This is a genomic window from Methanoculleus horonobensis (genome assembly GCF_001602375.1).
Classification (GTDB): Archaea; Halobacteriota; Methanomicrobia; order Methanomicrobiales; family Methanoculleaceae; genus Methanoculleus; species Methanoculleus horonobensis.
Genome location: NZ_BCNY01000013.1, coordinates 336,544 through 356,588, shown reverse-complemented (window position 1 = coordinate 356,588; position 20,045 = coordinate 336,544). Strand labels below are relative to the sequence as shown.

Here is a 20,045-nt window from a genome sequence, read left to right as displayed (position 1 = left end):
TGAGTCCCGCCGTGCGCCCTCCCGCATATCGATGCGGGGACCGGCAGACCTGCGTAATCCCTGATCCGCTCTCTGTCCGGAAGAATTTACCAACATCAGCGCGATATGGCGTCGAAGTGGGTGTATGATGCTGCAGAAATGAGTTCTGGCAGCTATATTGCTCCTGTTGCGGCCGGAGCGTTGTGCCGAATTTTGTATCTATTTTGCAATCATCAGAAATAGCCTTTTGCATCTTTTGGAGCGGTAGGTCGTGGTGGGTGGATGATATCCTGCGGGTTTATTGCGCTAATATTGGATTTATTGCCCGATTTAAGTGATATTGGATCCCCCGGAACGGCCGGGCGCAACCCGCGTCCCCCTCCCGGCTGGATGATGCGTGTTGTCGTCATTTTCGGCAATCGTTCTCCCTTCCTGTGCCGGGTTCCGGCAAACCCCGGGGGGGAGAGGGCGGTCACCCCTGTTCCGGGGCGTCTGGGATATTCTAATGTATGATCTGGTGAAACCTAACAGTTGAACTACGATGACAAATCACCCGGTTAAGAATATGATGCGGCTGATGGCGACCAAGATCAGGACGATTGCGGACGTAATGTCCGACGACGAGATCGATGCGTTCCTCGCCGAGATCCTGAACGCAAACCGCATCTACACCATGGGCGCCGGGCGCTCCGGGCTTGTAGCGAAATCATTTGCCATGCGCCTGATGCACCTCGGGCTCTCTGCATTCGTCGTCGGGGAGACCGTGACTCCTGCCATGAAGTCGGGAGACGTCATTATCGTCTTCTCCGGATCCGGCGCGACCAAGACGGTTGCGGATATCTCCGAGACCGCAAAGGAGATCGGCGGGAGGATCTGCCTCATCACCTCGAAGAAAGACTCGAGGATCGGCCGGATTGCCGACTGCATCGTCATCATCGAGAGCCAGCGGGATAAGGTGGCCGACGAGTCTGCGGAGTTCGAGATCCGGCAGATGATGGGCGAGCACAAGTCGTTCGCACCGCTCGGCACCATCTTCGAGACGACCGCGATGGTCTTTGCGGACGCGATCATATCCCGGCTGATGGAGATCACCCAGTGCCGGCCCGAAGACCTTCAGTGCCGCCACGCGAACATCGAGTGAGATTACTATGACCGAACACAGATATGCCGACCGGGTCAAAGGGGTGGAGATGTCGGGGATCCGCAAGCTCTTCGAAGCCGGAGGGCCGGACGCGATCAACCTCGGCATCGGGCAGCCGGACTTCGATACCCCCGACCACATCAAGATGGCCGCGATCGCCGCCATCAGGGAGGGGAGGACCGGGTACACCCCGAACGCTGGAATCGTGGAACTCCGTGAGGCTATCTGCGAGAAACTCGCGCGTGAGAACAGCCTCGCCTGCCGGCCCGACCAGATCCTGGTCACGGCGGGGGGAAGCGAGGCGCTCCACCTCGTGATGGAGGCGCTCGTCGACCCGGGCGACCGCGTCCTCTTCACCGACCCGGGTTTCGTCTCCTACGCCGCGCTTGCGGCCATCGCCGGCGGAAAGCCCGAGGGCGTCGGGCTCGACGCGACCCTGCACATCGACGTCGAGCGGGCGAAGGAGCAGATGGACGGTGCTCGTGTCTTCGTCCTGAACTCTCCCGCGAACCCGACCGGCGCGGTCGAGAGCGAGGAGTCGATCCGCGCCCTCGTGGAGTATGCAAACGATCGTAAGGTCACTGTCGTCTCCGACGAGGTCTACGAGCACTTCATCTACGAGAAAGAGCACGTCAGTGCGGCCCGGTTCGGCGAGGACGTCATCACCGTCAACGCCGCGAGCAAGACCTACGCCATGACCGGGTGGCGGGTCGGCTACCTTGCGGCACCCGAGGACTACATCCCGGAGTTCCTCAAGGTGCACCAGTACGCCCAGGCGTGCGCGACCTCGATCTCGCAGTATGCTGCGCTCGCCGCATACACCGGCGACCAGGAGCCGGTCGTGCGGATGCGTAACGAGTACCGCGCCCGGCGCGATCTCCTCTACGACGGGCTGACCGGTCTCGGGTTCGATTTCCCCCGGCCGGAAGGCGCGTTCTACATGTTCGTCCCGATGGGGCGAAACCTTATCGAGAAGGCCGTCAATGCGGGCGTCATCATCGTGCCGGGTTCGGCGTTCGGCTCGAGGGCACCCGAATATGCGCGATTCAGCTACGCGACCTCCCGGGAGAATCTCTCCCGTGCGGTCGGGCGTCTCGGGGAACTGATGGGGTGAGAGAAGCATGGTGAAAGAGTTACTCAGGAAGCTATCCGACGCCCACGGCGTCTCGAGCAGCGAAGGAAAGATCAGGGATATCGTCAGGGCGGAGCTTGCAGGTGTCGTCGACGAGTTCCGCGAGGATACGATGGGGAACCTGGTTGCCGTGAAGCGCGGCGGCGACTTCTCGATCATGCTCGCCGCCCACATGGACGAGATCGGCCTGATGGTGCAGTACATCGACGAGAAGGGGTTCATCCGGGTCGTCTCCATCGGGGGCTGGTACGGGCCGGTGCTCTACTGCCAGCGGGTGATCCTGCACGGGAAGAACGGCCCGGTCATGGGCGTTCTCGGCGCAAAGCCTCCCCACGTCATGAAGGAGGAGGAGCGCAAGAAGGAGGTCAAGATCGAGAACATGTTCGTCGACGTGGGCGCGGTGAGCGAGGAGGAGGTGAAGAACCTCGGGATCGAGATCGGCACCCCGATCACCATCGACCGCGAGTTCACGGAACTCGCCGGCACCCGCGTCACGGGCAAAGCGCTCGATAACCGGGTCGGTGTCGCGATGCTGATCCGGGCACTGCAGCAGACCGAGTCGCCTCACACAATCTACGGCGTCTTCACCGTCCAGGAGGAACTGGGGCTCAAGGGAGCAAAGGTGAGCGCCTACTCCTTAAACCCCGACTGCGCCATCGCGACCGACGTCACCATCCCCGGCGACCATCCCGGGATCGAGAAGAAGGACGCGAGCGTCGAGATGGGCAAGGGCCCGGTTCTGGTTCTCGTCAGCGCGAGCGGGCGCGGGCTGATGGCCGATCCGAGGATGACCGCGTGGCTTCGCGAGACCGCGGAGAAGAACGACATCCCCTGCCAGCTCGAGGTCGGGACCGGCGGGAACACCGACGCGACGATCATCCACCTGGAGCGGGGCGGTATCCCGAGCATCCCGTTCTCGATCCCCGCCCGCTACATCCACTCCCCGGTCGAGGTGGTCGATACCGCCGATGTCGAGGCGGGGATCCGGCTCCTCGTCGAGGCGCTGAAGAGCAGACCCGCGCTCTAACTTTTTTTGACTGCCCGCCTGCAGAAAGTGCTATGCCGTCCCCCGTGCAGTGCGGGGTATGAGCGACGGATTCCTGCAGGAGATCTTCTTCGGCGACCCTGCCTTCCTGGTGCGGGTCCTGATCGTCGGGGTATGCGCGTATGTGGCTCTCGTGATCATCGTCCGCCTCTCGGGGAAGCGGACGCTCTCGTCGATGAACGCCTTCGACTTCATCGTGAACGTGGCCGTCGGCTCGATCCTTGCCTCGACGATCGTCTCAAGGGACGTCTCGCTTGCAGAGGGGGTGCTCGCCCTCGGCATCCTGGTCGTGCTGCAGTACGCCGTCTCCTGGTCGTCCGTCCGGTCGGAGAGGGTGCAGAAGGCGGTGAAGTCGGAGCCCCGCCTCCTCTGTTATGACGGAGAGTTCCTGCATGACGCAATGCTGCAGGAGCGGATCACCGAAGGCGAGATCCGGCAGACGTTGCGGTCGGAGGGGGTTGCATCCCTCGAGAGCGTCCACGCGATCGTCCTCGAGACGAACGGGAACCTCTCGGTGCTTCAGAAGAGCGACGGCATGGGATCACTCGTCGATGTGGCGCGGCCACGCAGGTAACGGGTCGGTGAAAACAGTGTGCCCGAGAGATAAGGCCTTACGCCCGGGCACATTTCGGTTCATGGTGCAGTGTTTTTTTGTGTTCGCAGGCCGTAACCGTTCTGACCTGTGAACCCGCTGCACCATATGATGATGTGCCTTCTGGTTGACCCCACTCTCAGGCAAAACCCGTCATAGCTCTCGAAGGTTATAGTTCTTGTCCGGCCATGAGCATAACAATTGTTCGGCGCCGATACACCCGCCGGCGCCCGGTTCGTCTCATTCTTCGACGACGATGACCGTGACCGGGCACGAATCGGCGGCTTCCACGGTGCAGTCGGTGAGGTCGTCGGGCACCTCCCCCTCCGCGGGGTTGCCGTTGACCCGGTACTGTTCCGTGACCGAGCTCAGGTCGTCGTTTGGATCCTGTTCGAAGACGTCCGGACAGAGCGTCCAGCACGACTCGCAGCTGATGCATCCCGGTCTGTCGATGGTTATTTTCACCACACTCCATACCTCCTTTGGATCTCCGGGAGGGTATTCCTCCATGTTAAACGTGACGGAAGCGGACGGCCCGTATGATCTTCGCAGAGAAAGTATAACGTTTTCCGAACCAAATGAAAGAGGAATCATGCAGAGTACCGCCTGGATAACCCTTTTCTTTGCCGGGCTCCTGGAGGCCGGCTGGGCGCTCGGCCTCAAGTATACCGAAGGGTTCACGAAGGTTGGGCCGTCGGTGGCGACCATCATCCTGATGGTCGGAAGTTTCTACCTCCTCTCGCGGTCGCTCTCCGGCCTTCCGATCGGGACAGCCTATGCCGTCTGGACGGGCATCGGGGCGGTCGGAACGGCCATCGCCGGGATCATGATCTTCGGCGAGTCGAGGAGTGTCGCCCGCCTCCTCTGCCTCTTCCTGATCGTGGCAGGGATCGTGGGACTGAAGTTCTGCTCGGATGCGTGAGGGAGCCGGTTCCGGCGGCACCCAGGCCAGGGGCCAGTCCCAGGCGACGAATGCCGGCCATTCGGCGGGCCGTTGCCGGGATGCCGGTCGCGAGGAGGATCACACCGGCGGCGATTACGGCTCCGATGAGGAATGTGGCGCTGATTCGGTATCTGTGGGAGAATTCTGCCCGGATATGAGTTAATTATCCCTTTATCCTCCAGGGGGAAGATTCGTCCTCCAGGGCCGCGAGAAACGCGACGAGGAGTGCGTGCCTCTCCCCGGCGATGTTCCGGGCGGTCGTTGTGTACATGCGGTCTTTGAGGTTCAGCAGTTTGTCGTGGAAGTGAGCGGTTGCGTCCGCGATGCCGCCAGTCGAAACCCTTCGGGTTTCTTGAACTCCCTCCCCTTCGGGGAGGTCGCCAGTCGCACCTTTCCGGGTGCTCCCGTTCCCCTCCTGCCGGAGCGTCGCGGCCTGCATAAACGTCCTCGCGATCCCGACCGCACCCATCGCGTCCAGGTTGTCCGCATCCGAGAGCACCCGGGCCTCCAGTGTCTGTGGGGCGATGCCCGAGGAGTACCGGTGCGCACGGATGGCGTGGACGATGCCCGGGATATGGTCTTCGGGATAGCGGACAGAGCGGAGGTAGGACTCCGCCATCCGCGCTCCCTCTTCTTCGTGGGGGGCGCCCGTCTCCTCCTCGAGGGGCCGGGCGATGTCGTGGAAGAGGGCGGCCGGGATGAGGATCGCCATATCGGCACCTTCGCGGGCACCGATCTCTTCAGCGAGGCGCACGACCCGGAGGGTGTGGTCGAACCCATGCGCACCGGATTCGGGGAGCGCTGTTCTGACGTGGTCGAGCATCGCGGCCGTCTCTTCATCCATGGCAGATCTTTATCTTCCGGGATCGAAAAGATTCGCTTTCGGCTGTCCTGTTCCCACCCTCATGCAGCCATCCCCGCGCTGCAGATCCCGGTTCCGGCGGCCGGGCGTTGTCTGTCGCCGGTGTCCCACAACGACATTTGTGGGCCATATTGCGGAGTTCATGTCCCAAAAACGCCGTTGCGGATCGTAGATGACCCACAAACGTTCCCGGAACTATGGTTTGTGTATACCGGATCGGGGTTTTGATATGCGCAACCGGGTTTGCAGGTATCAGAATACTCACAACCGGTCTTCTTCGGTGATGGCAAGCAGGCGCGAAACCATATAGGTCGTGGCACGCCGTCCCCCGCCCTCGGCGACGACGGTGATGATCTCCTGTTCCCGGAGTTGCTGGAGGAGCCGGTTTGCCGTCTTCTTCGGTATCCCGGTCTGCTCGTAAAACTCGGATGGGATGAAGATCGGCGTCGCAAAGAGCGCGTCGATCGCGGCGACGGCATACTGCGACCGGGTCACCTCCGGCACCGTCCGCTTCATCTCGTCGTAAAGGTCGAGGATCGCCTTTGCTTTCCGGCCGTTTGCCCCCGCCTGCTCCTCGATGGCGTGGAGGAAGAACGTTATCCAGCCGTTCCAGTCCCCCTCGCGGGAGACCGCGAGCAGCCGTTCGTAGTAGACCGGCCGGTTTCGCTCGAGGTAGGCGCTGATATAGAACATCGGGCTTCCAATCAGCCCCTTCTCGTACATGATCAGCGGAACGAGCATCCTCCCGATACGCCCGTTGCCGTCGCAGAACGGGTGGATGAGTTCGAACTGCGCTTTCAGGATGGAGAGCTGGACGAGGATGTCTTTCTCCTCGCGGTGCAGGTAGGCCTCCCAGTCCGCGAGCGCCCCGGGAACCCTTTCCGGTGCGGGCGGAACGAAGATCGCGCGCTCGATGTGAGCGTCCCGGCCGATGAAGTTCTGGATCGTGCGGATGCACCCCGGCTCCCTGTCCATGCCCCGGCTGTCGGCGAGCAGGATGCGGTGCAGGTTGCAGACGAGAGCGGTGTCCAGTCGCCGGGCCTTGAGGGCGTCGACCGCAACGTTCAGCCCCTCCCGGTAGTTGATGATCTCCTGGATCTCGGCAAGGGTTCTGTCGTTGATCCGCTCCCGCGGATTCGCCTCGAACCTCAGGACGTCCTCGAGCGAGGCCTGCGTCCCCTCGATCTTCGAGGAGAGCACCGCCTCCTGTGTCAGGAGTGGCGAGAGGAGGAGTTCGGGGTTCGGGATCGCCTGGAGGATGCCGTCGTACCGGGCGAGAGCGCGGTTCGCCGACGCAATCTGCGGGATATGGATCTCCCAGTCGATGCCGGCCGGGGGCAGCGGTTCCGGCACGTAGGGTGCAGCCGTCATGCCGCCTCCTCACGGATGGCTTTGAACCCCCCATGAACAGGAGACCTGGCGATCTGCCGGAGATCCTTCATATAATTATCCGGTGGTGCGGAGGAGTATTAACGTTGATTGTTTGCGATTGCAGCGTTCGCCGTATGCCGGCGCTATTCTAACGGTCACTCCGGCCGGGCTACGCAAAGGCATCCGCTCCCGGTGGATACAGGCATGCCGTTCGATCAGTCAAAGCCTCACGACATCATCCGCGTGGCCGAAACGTCCGGGAAGGGCACCGCCCGGCATCCCGGTTGGCGGGAACGGGGCCGTTGATGCTGCACTCTCCGTCGGTTCCGGTCTTCTTCGCATAGAGGGCGCAGTCGCTGCAGGTCGGCATAAAGACCCCTTTCCCGCCCGGAGATATAGGTTTTGCCGGGCCCGCGGGAGGACGTTTACGTCCTCCGGATGAACATCTCGGAGTACAGCGCAAACTGCCCTGCTCGCCGCGGGGGATATGACCTGGCAGCAGATCTTCCTCACCCTGCTCGTCGGCAACGTCCTCACCAGCGTGACACGGAGCATCCGCTGGCTCGGCTCTTCCTACGTCGCGATCTTCGGGGTGCGGACGGGAACGGAGATCATGCTCGTCTCGACGGTGCTCCGGAACGGAACCGTGGTGTTGCTGGTCGTCGTGCTGGCGTACTGCCTGGGCTGGGGGTGAGGGTGCGGCGTGGCGGGTGGCGTTCTTGGGCCAAGCGTCGGGATGTGTTAGCAGGCTGCTTCGTTCTTCTGGTGCTGTAAAAAAAGATCTTTGACGGAGTGGAAATCTTTGAAAATGGGATTATTGGATTAGATCTGTAGATCTCCTTTCTCCCGCAGATAATTCCCCGGGCCTGATGTTGCGAAGGTAGCGGTCAGTATGGCTTCGAGAGGTTTGAGGATCGATGTACCTTCGTCGAAAGCATCGGCAAGCAACCTCATTCCTTCTTGAATTTTTTCAAAATGCCTCGCTTCAAGTGGGACTGTGCTATCGCCGGAACGAATGCGTTTAAACCGATCCATCAATCCCGTATAACAAGTATTGAGGACGAAATCAGCCATGAGGTAGTCATCAGTGAATGCATAGCGGAGCGTGCGATTAGTAATGCCATATGCTGCAGAGAAATAGTAAATTTTTTTCTCAATGTTTTCTTCCTTTCGCATCATCGCTTCTACCCGCCGCAATTCGGTGACGAGTTCCTTTCTAAAGAAATCTTGCCTTGACATAATTTCCCTCACTGGAAATATCTCGGATGCTCATCGCCATAGATGCTATCTGCAGCCGCACACGGTGGGACGAGCACAGATGTCGCTCCAATGACACTGCCCCCCCAGGCTTCACCCTCAAAAGGCGCATACCCGGAGATCCAGCCCTCCTCTGCGGAGATGTTCGGGGGTGCGCTGACATCCCTGTCCTGAATATACTCGTGGATTTCTTTAAGCCGTTCTTCACCGAGCATTTTCTCGATGAGGGCATTGTTCAGGTCATCAATGCGCCGCACAATCGAAGAATCCGTATTAATCGAGTAGAGAGGGACCTTTCCAGCACCCACGTTCAGGAGGCCCCATGCAACAAATTTTTTCACGACCCTGCCTGCGGTGACACGCGAAACGCCTGCCTCTTCTGCGAGTTCGGTAACGTTAAATTCCAGGTCGGATAGCGGCAGGAGGAACTCGAGAATTCTCAACTCGCAGGTGTTTCCAAACAATCCTTCAAACGGGCGTGCCATAGATCTCACATAATCTCATGCAGTGATCAAGAATGCTATACGCGTACTGATAACTGATATTGTCGCAAGTGATAAAAATATTTTGCATCATGTCAGAGTTTACGATATCGCCCATCAACGACGTTATACCCATGGCTTTTCAGGGCAAAGATGGCGCTCTTCATGTCGGCTATGTAGTATTTCACTTTCTTTTTCCTGATCTGTGCCACATATCCGTCCTTCATCAGGATCTGAAGTGTATCTTCAATGGACAGACTGGATCGTCCCGTGAATTTCTTTATATAAATTTTGTACAGTTTTTCGGAATGGTAGCCTGCATCCGTCCGAAAGTGCCTCCCTTGTATAAAACATTGAGAATAAAGAGCGCTTCATCAGGGAGATCGCATGACATAAGACACTGATTTACAGTTCTTTTCGTTGTGATATATAATGTGGCGGTTTGTGCCTCGTTGCTTTTGAGGGGCCGATATCAGTTTCCCTCCTTCATCAGGATCATAAATACGCTCTGGCGGCGGCTTTTTTTGGGCTGCACGGAAAGCCTTGTTGCCTCGCCTTATCCGGTTTCATTGCATACAGGTGGCCCTGCAGATTGCATCGCTCATGAACGCGGCTGCTTCTCAACGAACCACCCCCGGCTCATCCGCCCTTCTGCACCTCTCGCACCGCCTGTATCTCCGGAGTATCCATCCCGCCAAGCAGTTCGACGATCGCCTGCACGTAGGGCTCCTGCCGGGTGCAGCTCGGGGATGCGCGGGGATCGCTCCGCTGCCCCCGCCGCCCCATCCCCGCGTGGCCGGTGGCGACGTAGTGCAGGAAGTCCTCCTTCGAGAGGCCCCACCGGCAGTTGACCTGCAGCCGGACGAAATCCGGGTTCTTGTTCGGGAAGAGCACTGCCCGTGTCCCCGGGAGCGGGATCGGGCTCCCCCCGTTTGATGCGGCGAGACTCTGGACCCGCCGCCACAGCCGGTCGCAGGCGACCTCCGTGCAGACCCGGCAGTAGCGGTTCGACGGCGGCGTGCCGTCGCCGGCGTAGCGGCGGCAGAAGTTCGGATCCATGAGCGTTCATTATCTCTGGCCGCACTTAAACCGGACGATCCCGGTCGCCTCGCAGACCCAAATAACAACACTCATCCCTCCTCCACCCCAAAACTCTCCCTAGGAAGATCACCGGATGTCCCCCGCCGTTCTGTACCGCCAGTTGCCCGGAGAAGGTCTCGACGCGTTCATCGCGGAGTTCCGGAAAGCCGCAACCCGCGACCCGTTCGGCACCGTCTTCATCGTCCCGACCTCTCACCTTGCCCGGGAGATCGTCCGCCGCCTCGGAGAGGAGGGCGTCCCGGTCGTCGCCGACACGGTCACGACCCTCCCGGGATTCGCCCGGAAGGTCTTTCTCGACTATGCGACGTCGGAGACGCTGATCTCCGGAACCGAGTCCCGGCTCATTCTCGCCCGCCTCCTTGCCTCCGGCAGGTATCCGCTTCTTTCCGGCACGGGAGCGGTCGACGACCTCGCGACCCTTTTTGAAGTCATCCTCATGCGGAAGGTCGATTACCCGACCGCTCTCGGCGACCTCGCGACCGCCAAATGCGTCGAGATCGCCCGCCTCTTCGACGCCTACCGCCTGTTCCTCGACGAGCACGACCTCGCCGACGAGGGCACGCTCCTTGCCCGCGTGGTCCGGATGCTCTCCGACACGGGCTGGTTCCGGACGGTCTATATCTACGGTCTCTTCGAGCCGATGCCGCGGGCAGGCGGCAGCCATCACGTCCGACCTCAACGGACGGTCTTCGTCTACGGCCTCTTCGAGCCGATGCCGCTCGAACGCGACCTGCTTTTTGCTCTGCGGGAGTCTGCAGAAGAATTTCATTACTCAATCCCCTACGCCGGGAACCCGGCGGTCTTTGCCGACGACGGCGAGTGGCTGCGTCCGGATGCGGTCATCTCCGGCGATGCGCCGGGCACTCACCGCTCACGCCTCGCCGCCCTCTTCTCCCGGTTCGAGCCTGCTGACTGCGGCGGCTGGATCCGCCTCGCAGAACGGCGTGACCGGCTCGATGAGGTCCGGGCGATCGCGCAGGAGATCCGCGATCTGGTCGCCGCCGGCGTGCGGCCGGACGAGATCGCGGTCGCGTTCCCCGACTTCGCATCGGCGCTGCCTTACGTGGAGGAGGTCTTCCCCGACTTCGGGGTTCCGTACGCCGCGTCCGATGGCCGGCCGCTCTCCACATCGCCGCTCGTCCGGGCGCTGCTCGACGTCGCCGCGGTTCCTGCCCGCGGTTACCGGCGAGAGGGCGTCGTCGCTCTCGCGACCTCCCCCTATCTGCCGATCACCTGCGGCTGCGAGCTCGACGTACTCTCCCGGGAGGCCCGGATCACCGCCGGAGCAGCCACCTGGGAGAAGCGGCTCGCCGCGCTCGCCCGCGCCGCCGGTGAGGAGCGAGAACGGCCGGACACCCCGGAGTCCGCGAAGTCCCGGCTCGCCGAAAAGGCGGCCTCGATAGAGTCGGCACAAAAGATCGTCGGGACGCTCTTCGCCGACCTCTCGGCTCTCGAAGGGACGAAGTCGATTGCCGACCATATCGCCGCCTACCGCTCGCTCATCGAGCGGTGGCAGGCACCGGTCATGCCGGAAGAGGGCGATCCCGCTCTCCTCGAGGAGGAAGCACGGGATCTCGGGGGATTCGCCGGCACCCTCACGGCGCTCGAACGCCTCGCCCGGCTGCTGCCGGATGAGAAGATGCCCCTTATGGAGTTCTCCTCCCTGCTCGAGCAGGTTGCCGCCGGCACCCGGACAGCCAGCCGCCGGAACAGCGGCGGCGTCCAGGTGATCGGTGTCCGGGAGGTTGCGCACCTCACCGTCCCTTATCTCTTCGTCGGCGGTCTCGTCGAGGGTGCGATGCCGCGGCTGACCACCCGGCTCCCGTTCACCACCGACGCCGAGACCCGGCGCCTCGGGACGCGGTCGAGAGAGGATATCCTCCGGGAAGAACGCTACTACTTCACCGCTGCCCTGCTCTCCGCCCGTTCCAGGGTCTACCTGAGTTACCCCGCGGCCGACGGAGCAACACCGCTGGTGTGTTCCGGGTTCGTGGACGCCGTTCGTGAGGCATTCTCCCCGGAGGCGTGGGGGAGCGATGAGTTCCCCGACTCCGGGCTCGCGGCAGCCCGGCGGGCAGGCGCCCTCCTTGCCCGGGGAGAGTTCCCCGTCGGGATGCCGTGCTCCCTCCCCGTCCGCGAGGCCGTCAACCGGCTCAACATCGAGAACTACCACCGGAGAGCCGGTTACGACTCCCCCTACGACGGGATGCTCGAGGACGATCCGGCGATCGTCACGGCGCTCGCCGGACGGTTCGGCGACGGAGCGGTCTTCTCCCCGACGGCGCTCGAGACCTATGCCGACTGCCCGTTCCGGTTCTACCTGGAGCGGGTTCTCGGTCTTGCGCCGCTGCCCGAGGCAGATCCCGACCTGACGGCACAGGAGCGGGGCAGCCTCGTCCACAGGATCGCCTACCGGTTCTATTCCGGCTGGAAGTGTGACGGCAACGGCCCGGTCACCGGGGCGTGCTACGCGGGCGCCCTCCAGCAGCTCCTCGATGCCGGCCGGGAGGAGACCGGCCGCTTCGGGTTCGAGACCCCTGCATGGGTCGCGGATAAGGAGCACCTCCTCGGGTCGCCCGCGGCGGGGAAAGGGGTGCTCGAGCGGTTCCTCCTGCACGAGACCGATATCGCGGCCTCCCGCTTTGTCCCGCACGCCTTCGAGGTCTCGTTCGGCCTCCCGCTGGTGCCGGGGGAGGTCGATGCGCTATCGACGCCTGATGCGATCGCGATCCCGCTCGGCGAGGAGACCATCCGCCTGCGGGGCAGGGTCGACCGGGTCGACGTGCTGACCGATGGGCGGTTCATGATCACCGACTACAAGACCGGGTCTTCGCACCCGCGGCTCAGGGATATCGAGGCCGGGAGAGCGCTCCAGCTCCCCCTCTACCTCCTCGCGGTCGAGAGGCTGACCGGGATGGAAGGGGTCGCGGGCACCTACTACACCCTCCGGCGCGGAGAGGTCAAAAACCAGCCGGTCTTCTGGGACGCGGGGCTCCAGGACTGTTTTGCCTGCTTCCCCGGCTCGCAGCGAAACGGGGTCGAAGACGTCCGGGAGGTGGTCAGGACCGCTCTCGCGTGGACACAGCGGTATCTCTCCGGGATACGCGCCGGGTGCTTCCCGCCCCGGTCGGACGCCGGCCCCTGCCCGGCTTACTGCGGGTTCAAGACCGTCTGCCGGTTCGACGCCCTGCGGCTGCTCAACGCGGAGGTGCAGATCGATGGGACTGACTGAACGACAGGCGCGGGCCGCGCTCGATCATGCGACGAGCAAGTGTGTCACCGCCGGTGCGGGGACGGGGAAGACGCACGTCCTGGTGCAGAAGTACCTCAGCCTGCTCGAATCCGGTCTCGACGTCGGGGAGATCCTCGCGCTGACCTTCACCGAGAAGGCGGCCGGCGAGATGAAGGTCCGGGTTCGCCAGGCGCTTGCGGAGAAGGAGGGCGAGCGGTGGGACGCGGTTCGCGACGAGTTTTTATGGGCGAAGATATCGACCTTCCACTCCTTCTGCGCCTCGGTTCTCCGGGAGTTCCCCCTCGAGGCCGGCGTGGGGCCGTCCTTCACCGTCCTCGACGAGCGGGAGGCGTTCCGGCTCCGTGAGGAGACGATCGACGATCTCATCCACGGCGATCCGCCTGCATCGTGCCGGAACGCGGTGATCGGCGCTCTCCGTGCCGTCGGGGTCTACGAACTGAAGAACTACATCGAGGCGCTGTACTCCCGCCGGGGGGCTGCGGAAGCGTTCTTTGCCGCGCTCGCGGAGAGCGAGGAGAAGGTACTCGACGCCTGGCAGGCGGCCGTGGAACGGCACCGGGAGGCGGCGTCCGGGGAGTTCTTCCCCCGCGCAGGGGGGGCAATCGCAACCCTCCGGGACCTTGCCGCCCGCTACCCGGACGAACGGGACACTGCCGGAGCCTACCTCCGGGCGATCGAGCCCTGCCTCGCCGGCGGGATCGCGGTCGCCGAACTGTTCCGGGTTCACAACGAGTCGCGCTTCCGCAGGAACATGGGACAGAAGAAGAACTGGGCGGGGGACGATCTCCAGGACCTCCGGGCGGCCTACGGCGTTCTCGACCGGTGCCTCAACGACCACGCGGACGCCTGCCTGCTCACCCTCAGTCCGTCCGACCCCTTCACCCGGGCGACGCTCGACTTCCTCCGCGACCTCGGCGCGGTCTTCTCGGCCTTCCTCGACGCGATCGAGGCCGAGAAACGGCGGCGGAACGGCCTCGACTTCGACGACCTGGTGAACCGCACCCACCGGCTCTTTTGCGACCGCGAGGATATCGTCGCGGCGCACTTTTCGAACCGGTTCCGGTTTATCCTGGTCGACGAGTTCCAGGACACCGATCCCGTCCAGATCGCCATCATCCGCGCCGTCCTCGGCGATTCCGCGAACCTCTTCGTCGTCGGCGACCCGAAACAGTCCATCTACCTCTTCCGGGAGGCCGACGTCACGCAGTTCTCGCACACCCGCGACCTGATCGAGCGCGGTCTCGGCGGGGAGACGGTCGCGCTCGACGTCAACTTCCGGAGCACGCCCGAGATCGTCGGGTTCACGAACGCCGTCTTTTCCGCCCTGATGGCGGAGGCCGGCCGCCCCTGGGAGTTCCTCTACGAACCGCTGCGTGCGTTCCGCCGAAGCGACACCGGCTCGGTCGAACTCCTTCTCTCCCCAAAGATCAAAGACCGGGCGGCCGGCCGCCGGGCCGAGGCGGAGATGGCGGCACGAAAGATCCGCTCTCTCGTCGAGCGGGGGGAGAAACAGGTCTGCCGCGACGGGGAAGTCCGGCCGGCGGGCTACGGCGATGTCGCCGTCCTCCTCGAGCGGCGGACGAACCTCGCCTACTACGAGTGGGCGCTCGCCCGCTACGGCGTCCCCTACCACGTCCACGCGGGCCTCGGGTTCTACGAGCGTCAGGAGGTCTACGACCTCTACAACATCCTCCGGTTCCTCGTAAACCACCTGGACGACGCGGCGCTCTACGGCGTGCTGCGGTCGCCCTACTTCGGGTTCTCCGACGCCCGGCTCTTTCATATCGCCCGATCGTCGGGGAGTTCTCTCTGGGAGCGGGTGCAGGCGGCGGAGGAGCCGGCGGCGGGGACTCTCCGCGACTGGCTCTCGCTCTCCCGCAGGCTTCCGCCCGCCCGCCTCATTCGCCGGATCGTCGAGACATCGGGGATCTACCTCGTCTTCGGCGGGATGGCCGGGGGCGAGCAGGCCGCGGCGAACGTCGAGAAACTGATCGCCCTTGCACGGGATGCCGACTCCTCCACGCTCGCCGGTTTTGTCGTGGAACTCGGCCGCTCCATCGATGCCGGAGACCGGGAGGGAGATGCCCCCCTCGACCTTGCAGCCGCGGACGCGGTCTCGATCATGACGGTGCACGCCGCGAAGGGGCTTGAGTTCCCGGTCGTCGTCGTCCCCGACCTCGCGGAGACGCCGCGGTCGGGCGGGGGCACGATCATGGTGGGGGAGGGGCTGCTGCTCGGGGTCTCGATACTGAACCCGGCAGACGATCACGAGCGCCAGGAGACGCCGATCCTCCGGCTCCTCAAGGACGAGCACCGGCAGAAGGAGGAGGCGGAGCGCAAACGCCTCTTCTACGTCGCGGTCACCCGGGCAAAAGATCACCTGATCCTCTGCGGGGAGACGCCGGACGCGGCCCCGGAGAGCCTCGCGGGCGGCAAGACCCGGATGGCCTGGCTCGCGCACTCTCTCGGGCTCTGCGATGAGATCTACGCCCGGGGCGAAGCCGTCCTCGGGGCGCTCCGCATCCCGCTCACCCTCGACCCCGCGGCGATCCCGGTAGAGGTGCCACAGACCGCCCCGGTCCGGCTGCCGGTGCCGGACGACGTCCCCGCGGCGGAGGTCTCGGCGGGCATTCCTCCCAACGGGAAGAAGGGGCGGGCTTACTCGGCGAGCGAGCTTGAGGCGTACCTCCGCGGCCCGGCGGAGTCCCGGCTGCCGGGGTTCGCCGCCGGGGGGGAGGCGCTGACCCGCGGGCTCGCCGTCCACGAGGTCTTCCGCGGCCGCGATCCCGCCGCGGTGCTGCGGCGGTACGGGCTGGATCCCGCCCGGGCTCCGGAGTACCGGGATCTCTACGCCCGGTTCCTTGCATCGCCCCTGATGCGGGGGATCGTCCGCGACCACCGCGAGGTGCCGTTCTCGGTGCGGGTGAACGGGATTGCGTTCAGGGGGGTCATCGACCGGCTGGTGCAGCGGGTGAACGGCACCTGGATGCTCATCGACTACAAGACCGGGACACCGGGGGACGCCGGGGAGTATGCGATCCAGATGACGATCTACCGCTGCGCCGCCGCCCGGATCGTCGGGGGTCCGGTCATTCCTTACCTCTACTTCGTCGATGCCGACCGCTGGGCGGAGATCGAGGTGGACGAGGAGCGGGTCTTTGCCGAGATCGGGCGGGCGGTCCGGGGGATTGAAGAGGGGCCGGCGGAGTGATGGAGGCCGGCGCCTGCCGAAACGAGCCCGGCCCCACCGCTCAGTCGTAGAGGCCGATAGCCAGGTAGTCGTCGTCCGAGAGTTCGTCCCAGAGTTCGAGGACGAGCGAGCCGTCGTCCAGGACGTCGCCGGGGATGACCCAGTCGGAGTCGACTTCCCTGACCTCTTCAACCCCGTCCGGGGTTCTCACGAGCACCTTCATGGTATCCTCTGTAGCGTCCGGTTCCACCCGGAGTGTTTCGGGTGATCTATCCTTCGTCCCCGGCGGGGCAGGCGAGTTCGCAGGCCCGGCAGTGGTCGATCCGTTCCCTCCCGGAGCTCTTGTCGGCGTCCATCCGCGCCAGGCACCGCGCCCGGCTGAATTTGCCGGTAGAGAAGGCGCCCATCGGGCAGGCACGGATGCAGGAGCCCTCGCAGCCGGTGCAGGGATCTTCTCCCTCCGGTGATGGTTCTTCGGGGCAGTCCAGGTCGGCCCAGACCGCCCGGAACCGGATTTTTGACCCGTAGCCGGGGACGATGACGAGATTGTTCCGTCCCATCCGCCCGATCCCCGCCATGCATGCCGCGTCTTTGAGGTAGATCCCGCCGTCGCTGATCCGGTAGGGGATGAGACGGGCCCGGATGCCGTAGGTCTCCTGCAGCCACCGGGCGAGGTCTTTGCCGATTCTCGCGAGGATCCTGTCGCCGGGCGTCCCCCGGCCCGCTTCCCAGAGGTCGAGTTCGGGGTGCTCCGGGCCGTGGTGGAGGCCGAAGACGATGTAGGTGCCCCGGTCGGTCTGCGAGCCTCTCTGGCCGTCCGCGACCGCCGAGGGGCAGTCGACGAGCCTTTTGGCCGTCACGGCGCCTGCTACGTCCGCCCCGAGTTCGCGGGCTTTATGGAGAGCCTTCCTGATGATCTCCCGGTCGTCGGGCATTGGAGTGGGTATGGGACCGGGGGGTAAAGAGTGATCCGGTAGGGTGGCGATCACGCCAGGTACTGCAGGATCGGCTCGAGATCCCGGTACCCGATCAGTTGCCCCATCGCCCGGCGCTGGGACCGGTCGCCCCCGTAGACAACGAACGAGCGATCCGGGGCGTTGCCGGAGAGCCCGTTCCAGTACGTGATCTCGTCAAAGAAGTCGGCACTTGCCGTTCTGCCCGACTTGATCTCGACCGGGACGGGATCCCACCCCTGATACTCGATGATGCAGTCGATCTCATGCCCGAGTTTGTCCCGCCAGAAGTAGAGGTTGGACTCTTTGCCCCGGTTAAACCGGGACTTCAGGAACTCCGTTATGATGAGCGATTCAAAGAGCCCTCCTTTCAGGGGGTGGTAAACGAGGTCGTCGGCACCCTGTATCCCGGCCAGATGCGCAGCAAGGCCGGGGTCCGTGAAGTAAAGTTTGGGCACCTTGATAAGCCGCTTGTTGAAGTTCTTGTGATGGGGCCTGACCTGGACGACCAGCATCGATGTCTCCAGGAGGGAGAGCCACTCTTTTGCCGTGTTGTAGGTGATGCCGCAGTCATGGGCGAGGGACGAGTAGTTCACCACCTGGCCGGACCGGTAGGCGCACATCTTCAGGAACGTCTGGAACGCCGAGAGGTTCTGCACCTGCTTGAGAAGGCGGAGGTCGCGCTCGATGTAGGTCTGGATATACGACGAGTAGAAGTCTCGCGGGTGAATGCTGCTGCTGTAGGGGCGGGGGAAGAGGCCGGCGTAGAGGAGATCCTCGTAGCGTTCAATCCCTATCCCGGCACGGACAAGTTCCCCCATCGAGAGGGGGAGGAGTTTGACGATCCCGACCCGGCCGGCAAGCGACTGGGATATCCGTTCCATCATCAGGAAGTTCTGGGATCCGGTGAGGATGAACTGTCCCGGCCTCCGGTTCGTATCAAGGACTCCCTGGAGGTACGAGAAGAGCTCCGGAACCCTCTGCACCTCGTCGAGAACCGCCCCGGTCTTCTCGTACTGTGCAAGAAAGCTGCGGGGATCCTCCTCTGCGAAGGCGCGGGTGTCGGGATCCTCGAGCAAGACGTAGGGCAGCTGCGGGAATACCGACCGGACGAGCGTCGTCTTGCCTGACTGGCGGGGGCCGATGACGGCTACCGCCGGAAAGCCGAGAGCGAGCGATCGGATCTGCGCCTCCGCATCCCGCCGGATCATTCCCTGCATCATGATGGACATATTAGAAATTGGATTTATAATTTGTCCACATAAATATACCTGTGGACTGATGGTATCAATAGTCCTGGATGAGGTAGAGGATGCCGTCGTCAACCACACCTGGCGGCTGATGCCTTCGCGAGAGCCGGGCGATACGGCCGGGTGATTATCAGGTCGCCGAGTCTTGATCTCTATGGGCCGAACGCATTCAACCTTTTGGAGGAGCAGCAATTCCTGCGGCGGTTCGGGCCGGTATGGATACGGATTATACGGGGTTCTCAGTACTGATCACGATTAGGGTTTCTTCCACCGCGATGCCGGGCGTGCCCTACAGGGCGGCGAGACGGCGGGCGAGAACCCAGTCTCTGCAGAGTGTACGTGGGGGAGCCTTGCGGAGAGGGAGGCCCGCGACGTGCTCACGCGCCTCTCTCGGAAGGTGGAGCATGTCCGGGACGATAACTATACCCGCGAGCGCTTCTGCCTTCCCGCTGGACGTCTGCGAGGAACCCGGGCCCGGATGCGCCCGTTGACGCCCGGCGGAAGATCGTAGAAGCGCCTTCGCTCGCCGCGGTTCCGGCCGAGAGCCGTTTCAACGACCTCCCAGTCCGGGGGCAGTGAGGAATGAGGCATGTCCGGCGTTCTCATGAGGACGTTCGGGAAGAACTTATATGAGCGGGAGCATCCAGACTGCATGGCACCTGGAGGAGTTGAGAGTATGGAAGAGAGAGAACTGTCGTGCCCGTTTCAGAAGGCGTTCGGCCCGGGGATCTGCGGGATGCACCGGCGGCTCCACGAGATGATGGCGGCGCCCGGGCAGCGGGTGATGCCCGTGATCCGGGGTGCGGGGATCCCGGTCGATATCCGGAACCTCGAGGACGAGGTCGAGGTCGAGGTCGTCGCCGACCTCCCGGGAGTGGAGAGCAGCGATGTCGCGATACGGCTCACCGGCCCAATGACGCTGCGGATCACCGTCCGAAAGAGGGAGGAGGAAGAACGGGAAGGCTACGCCGTCAGGGAGCGGCTCTCCGGCGAGATGACCCGGGTCGTGAACCTTCCCGCGGAGGTCACGGACGAGGCTGCGGCGGCCACCCTCCGAAACGGCGTGCTGGCGGTGCGGTTGAGGAAGGCTCCCGGTCAGGGGGTCGAGATCCCGGTCAGGGAAGGATAGGGCGGCGGAGACCGGGGGGAGGGGTGGAGAGCAAACCGGGCGGATTACGCAGGCACTGTCTGCGCGATTGATTGCCCGACGGGAACGGTTGCATCGGATTGACCGGAGAGTGTTCGGATTCGTCCAGCGAGGGAGATGCCACCCGTGACGTGGTCGAGGACCTTGTGGAGACGATTGGATGGACATTGCGTTATTGGATGGACATTGCGTTGGATGTTATACCCGGCTACTGTTGATTGGAGAAATGATTGGTGTCTATTGGAGAATTGATTCCAAATATACTGCCTGGAATGGCACATCGGGCGCCTGTGAGTTAATATTTTAGAGTCACTATTGGAGAATGATTGGAGAATGATTGGAGAATG

The 20,045-nt window shown here is 63.3% G+C and carries 19 protein-coding genes; 9 read left to right on the top strand and 10 right to left on the bottom strand.

From position 1 onward, the window contains the following. Window positions 1-520: 520 nt before the first annotated feature. Genes hxlB through MCUHO_RS04705 form a run of 4 tightly spaced genes read left to right on the top strand, consistent with a single transcriptional unit; the run spans window position 521 to window position 3,871 of the window. The gene (gene hxlB / locus MCUHO_RS04720; RefSeq protein WP_067074209.1) at window positions 521-1,120 is read left to right on the top strand and encodes a 6-phospho-3-hexuloisomerase; all 600 of its coding nucleotides are present in this window, start codon (window positions 521-523) and stop codon (window positions 1,118-1,120) included. Between the two features lie 7 nt (window positions 1,121-1,127). Next, entirely contained in the window at window positions 1,128-2,234 is a 1,107-nt protein-coding gene (locus MCUHO_RS04715; protein WP_067074205.1) for a pyridoxal phosphate-dependent aminotransferase, read from the top strand. Window positions 2,235-2,241: 7 nt separating this feature from the next. Then, window positions 2,242-3,279 carry a M42 family metallopeptidase gene (locus tag MCUHO_RS04710; protein ID WP_067074202.1) on the top strand — a complete coding sequence of 346 codons (1,038 nt, stop codon included), beginning with the start codon at window positions 2,242-2,244 and terminating at the stop codon, window positions 3,277-3,279. Between the two features lie 58 nt (window positions 3,280-3,337). Beyond that, on the top strand, window positions 3,338-3,871 hold the full coding sequence (locus tag MCUHO_RS04705; protein WP_084385925.1) for a DUF421 domain-containing protein: 534 nt from the start codon (window positions 3,338-3,340) through the stop codon (window positions 3,869-3,871). A gap of 258 nt (window positions 3,872-4,129) precedes the next feature. Here the strand turns inward: MCUHO_RS04705 and MCUHO_RS04700 are convergent, their stop codons facing one another. Further along, on the bottom strand, window positions 4,130-4,354 hold the full coding sequence (locus MCUHO_RS04700; protein ID WP_235808164.1) for a ferredoxin: 225 nt from the start codon (window positions 4,352-4,354) through the stop codon (window positions 4,130-4,132). Between the two features lie 127 nt (window positions 4,355-4,481). Here MCUHO_RS04700 and sugE point away from each other — a divergent pair, with 127 nt between their 5' ends. Beyond that, window positions 4,482-4,811 carry a quaternary ammonium compound efflux SMR transporter SugE gene (gene sugE, locus MCUHO_RS04695; RefSeq protein ID WP_067074194.1) on the top strand — a complete coding sequence of 110 codons (330 nt, stop codon included), beginning with the start codon at window positions 4,482-4,484 and terminating at the stop codon, window positions 4,809-4,811. A 184-nt stretch (window positions 4,812-4,995) separates the two neighbouring features. On the opposite strand, the gene MCUHO_RS04685 is transcribed toward sugE, so the two are convergent. The 3 genes from MCUHO_RS04685 to MCUHO_RS13060 form a co-directional block, all read right to left on the bottom strand. Next, window positions 4,996-5,676 carry an HD domain-containing protein gene (locus MCUHO_RS04685; RefSeq protein ID WP_067074187.1) on the bottom strand — a complete coding sequence of 227 codons (681 nt, stop codon included), beginning with the start codon at window positions 5,674-5,676 and terminating at the stop codon, window positions 4,996-4,998. A gap of 279 nt (window positions 5,677-5,955) precedes the next feature. Then, the gene (locus MCUHO_RS04680) at window positions 5,956-7,065 is read right to left on the bottom strand and encodes a Fic family protein (RefSeq protein WP_067074181.1); all 1,110 of its coding nucleotides are present in this window, start codon (window positions 7,063-7,065) and stop codon (window positions 5,956-5,958) included. A gap of 235 nt (window positions 7,066-7,300) precedes the next feature. Then, on the bottom strand, window positions 7,301-7,435 hold the full coding sequence (locus MCUHO_RS13060; RefSeq protein ID WP_268872789.1) for a hypothetical protein: 135 nt from the start codon (window positions 7,433-7,435) through the stop codon (window positions 7,301-7,303). 117 nt (window positions 7,436-7,552) lie between these two features. Between MCUHO_RS13060 and MCUHO_RS04675 the strand changes: the two genes are divergently transcribed. Continuing rightward, entirely contained in the window at window positions 7,553-7,759 is a 207-nt protein-coding gene (locus MCUHO_RS04675) for a hypothetical protein (protein ID WP_067074177.1), read from the top strand. A gap of 128 nt (window positions 7,760-7,887) precedes the next feature. Here MCUHO_RS04675 and MCUHO_RS04670 read toward each other — a convergent pair whose 3' ends face one another. The 3 genes from MCUHO_RS04670 to MCUHO_RS04660 form a co-directional block, all read right to left on the bottom strand. After that, on the bottom strand, window positions 7,888-8,304 hold the full coding sequence (locus MCUHO_RS04670) for a hypothetical protein (protein ID WP_048184624.1): 417 nt from the start codon (window positions 8,302-8,304) through the stop codon (window positions 7,888-7,890). Between the two features lie 8 nt (window positions 8,305-8,312). Further along, a complete protein-coding gene (locus MCUHO_RS04665; RefSeq protein WP_067074169.1) occupies window positions 8,313-8,807 on the bottom strand; it encodes a winged helix-turn-helix domain-containing protein in 495 nt (164 codons plus the stop codon). 636 nt (window positions 8,808-9,443) lie between these two features. Beyond that, a complete protein-coding gene (locus MCUHO_RS04660) occupies window positions 9,444-9,863 on the bottom strand; it encodes a hypothetical protein (RefSeq protein ID WP_067074165.1) in 420 nt (139 codons plus the stop codon). Between the two features lie 115 nt (window positions 9,864-9,978). On the opposite strand from MCUHO_RS04660, the gene MCUHO_RS04655 reads away from it, so the two are divergent. Next, a complete protein-coding gene (locus MCUHO_RS04655; protein ID WP_067074161.1) occupies window positions 9,979-13,137 on the top strand; it encodes a PD-(D/E)XK nuclease family protein in 3,159 nt (1,052 codons plus the stop codon). Beyond that, window positions 13,124-16,369: a UvrD-helicase domain-containing protein gene (locus tag MCUHO_RS04650; RefSeq protein WP_067074157.1), complete on the top strand. Its 3,246-nt coding sequence runs from the start codon at window positions 13,124-13,126 to the stop codon at window positions 16,367-16,369. The genes MCUHO_RS04655 and MCUHO_RS04650 overlap by 14 nt, the downstream gene beginning before the upstream one ends. 40 nt (window positions 16,370-16,409) lie before the next feature. Here MCUHO_RS04650 and MCUHO_RS12830 read toward each other — a convergent pair whose 3' ends face one another. The 3 genes from MCUHO_RS12830 to MCUHO_RS04635 are packed head-to-tail and all read right to left on the bottom strand — an operon-like array spanning window position 16,410 to window position 18,524. Further along, complete coding sequence (locus MCUHO_RS12830) at window positions 16,410-16,571, bottom strand: hypothetical protein (protein WP_162839708.1); 162 nt, start codon at window positions 16,569-16,571, stop codon at window positions 16,410-16,412. 46 nt (window positions 16,572-16,617) lie between these two features. After that, complete coding sequence (locus tag MCUHO_RS04640) at window positions 16,618-17,283, bottom strand: hypothetical protein (RefSeq protein ID WP_067074149.1); 666 nt, start codon at window positions 17,281-17,283, stop codon at window positions 16,618-16,620. 50 nt (window positions 17,284-17,333) lie between these two features. Further along, entirely contained in the window at window positions 17,334-18,524 is a 1,191-nt protein-coding gene (locus tag MCUHO_RS04635; RefSeq protein ID WP_235808163.1) for an ATP-binding protein, read from the bottom strand. A gap of 703 nt (window positions 18,525-19,227) precedes the next feature. Here MCUHO_RS04635 and MCUHO_RS04630 point away from each other — a divergent pair. After that, on the top strand, window positions 19,228-19,680 hold the full coding sequence (locus MCUHO_RS04630) for an Hsp20/alpha crystallin family protein (protein ID WP_067074142.1): 453 nt from the start codon (window positions 19,228-19,230) through the stop codon (window positions 19,678-19,680). The last annotated feature ends 365 nt before the right edge of the window (window positions 19,681-20,045 follow it).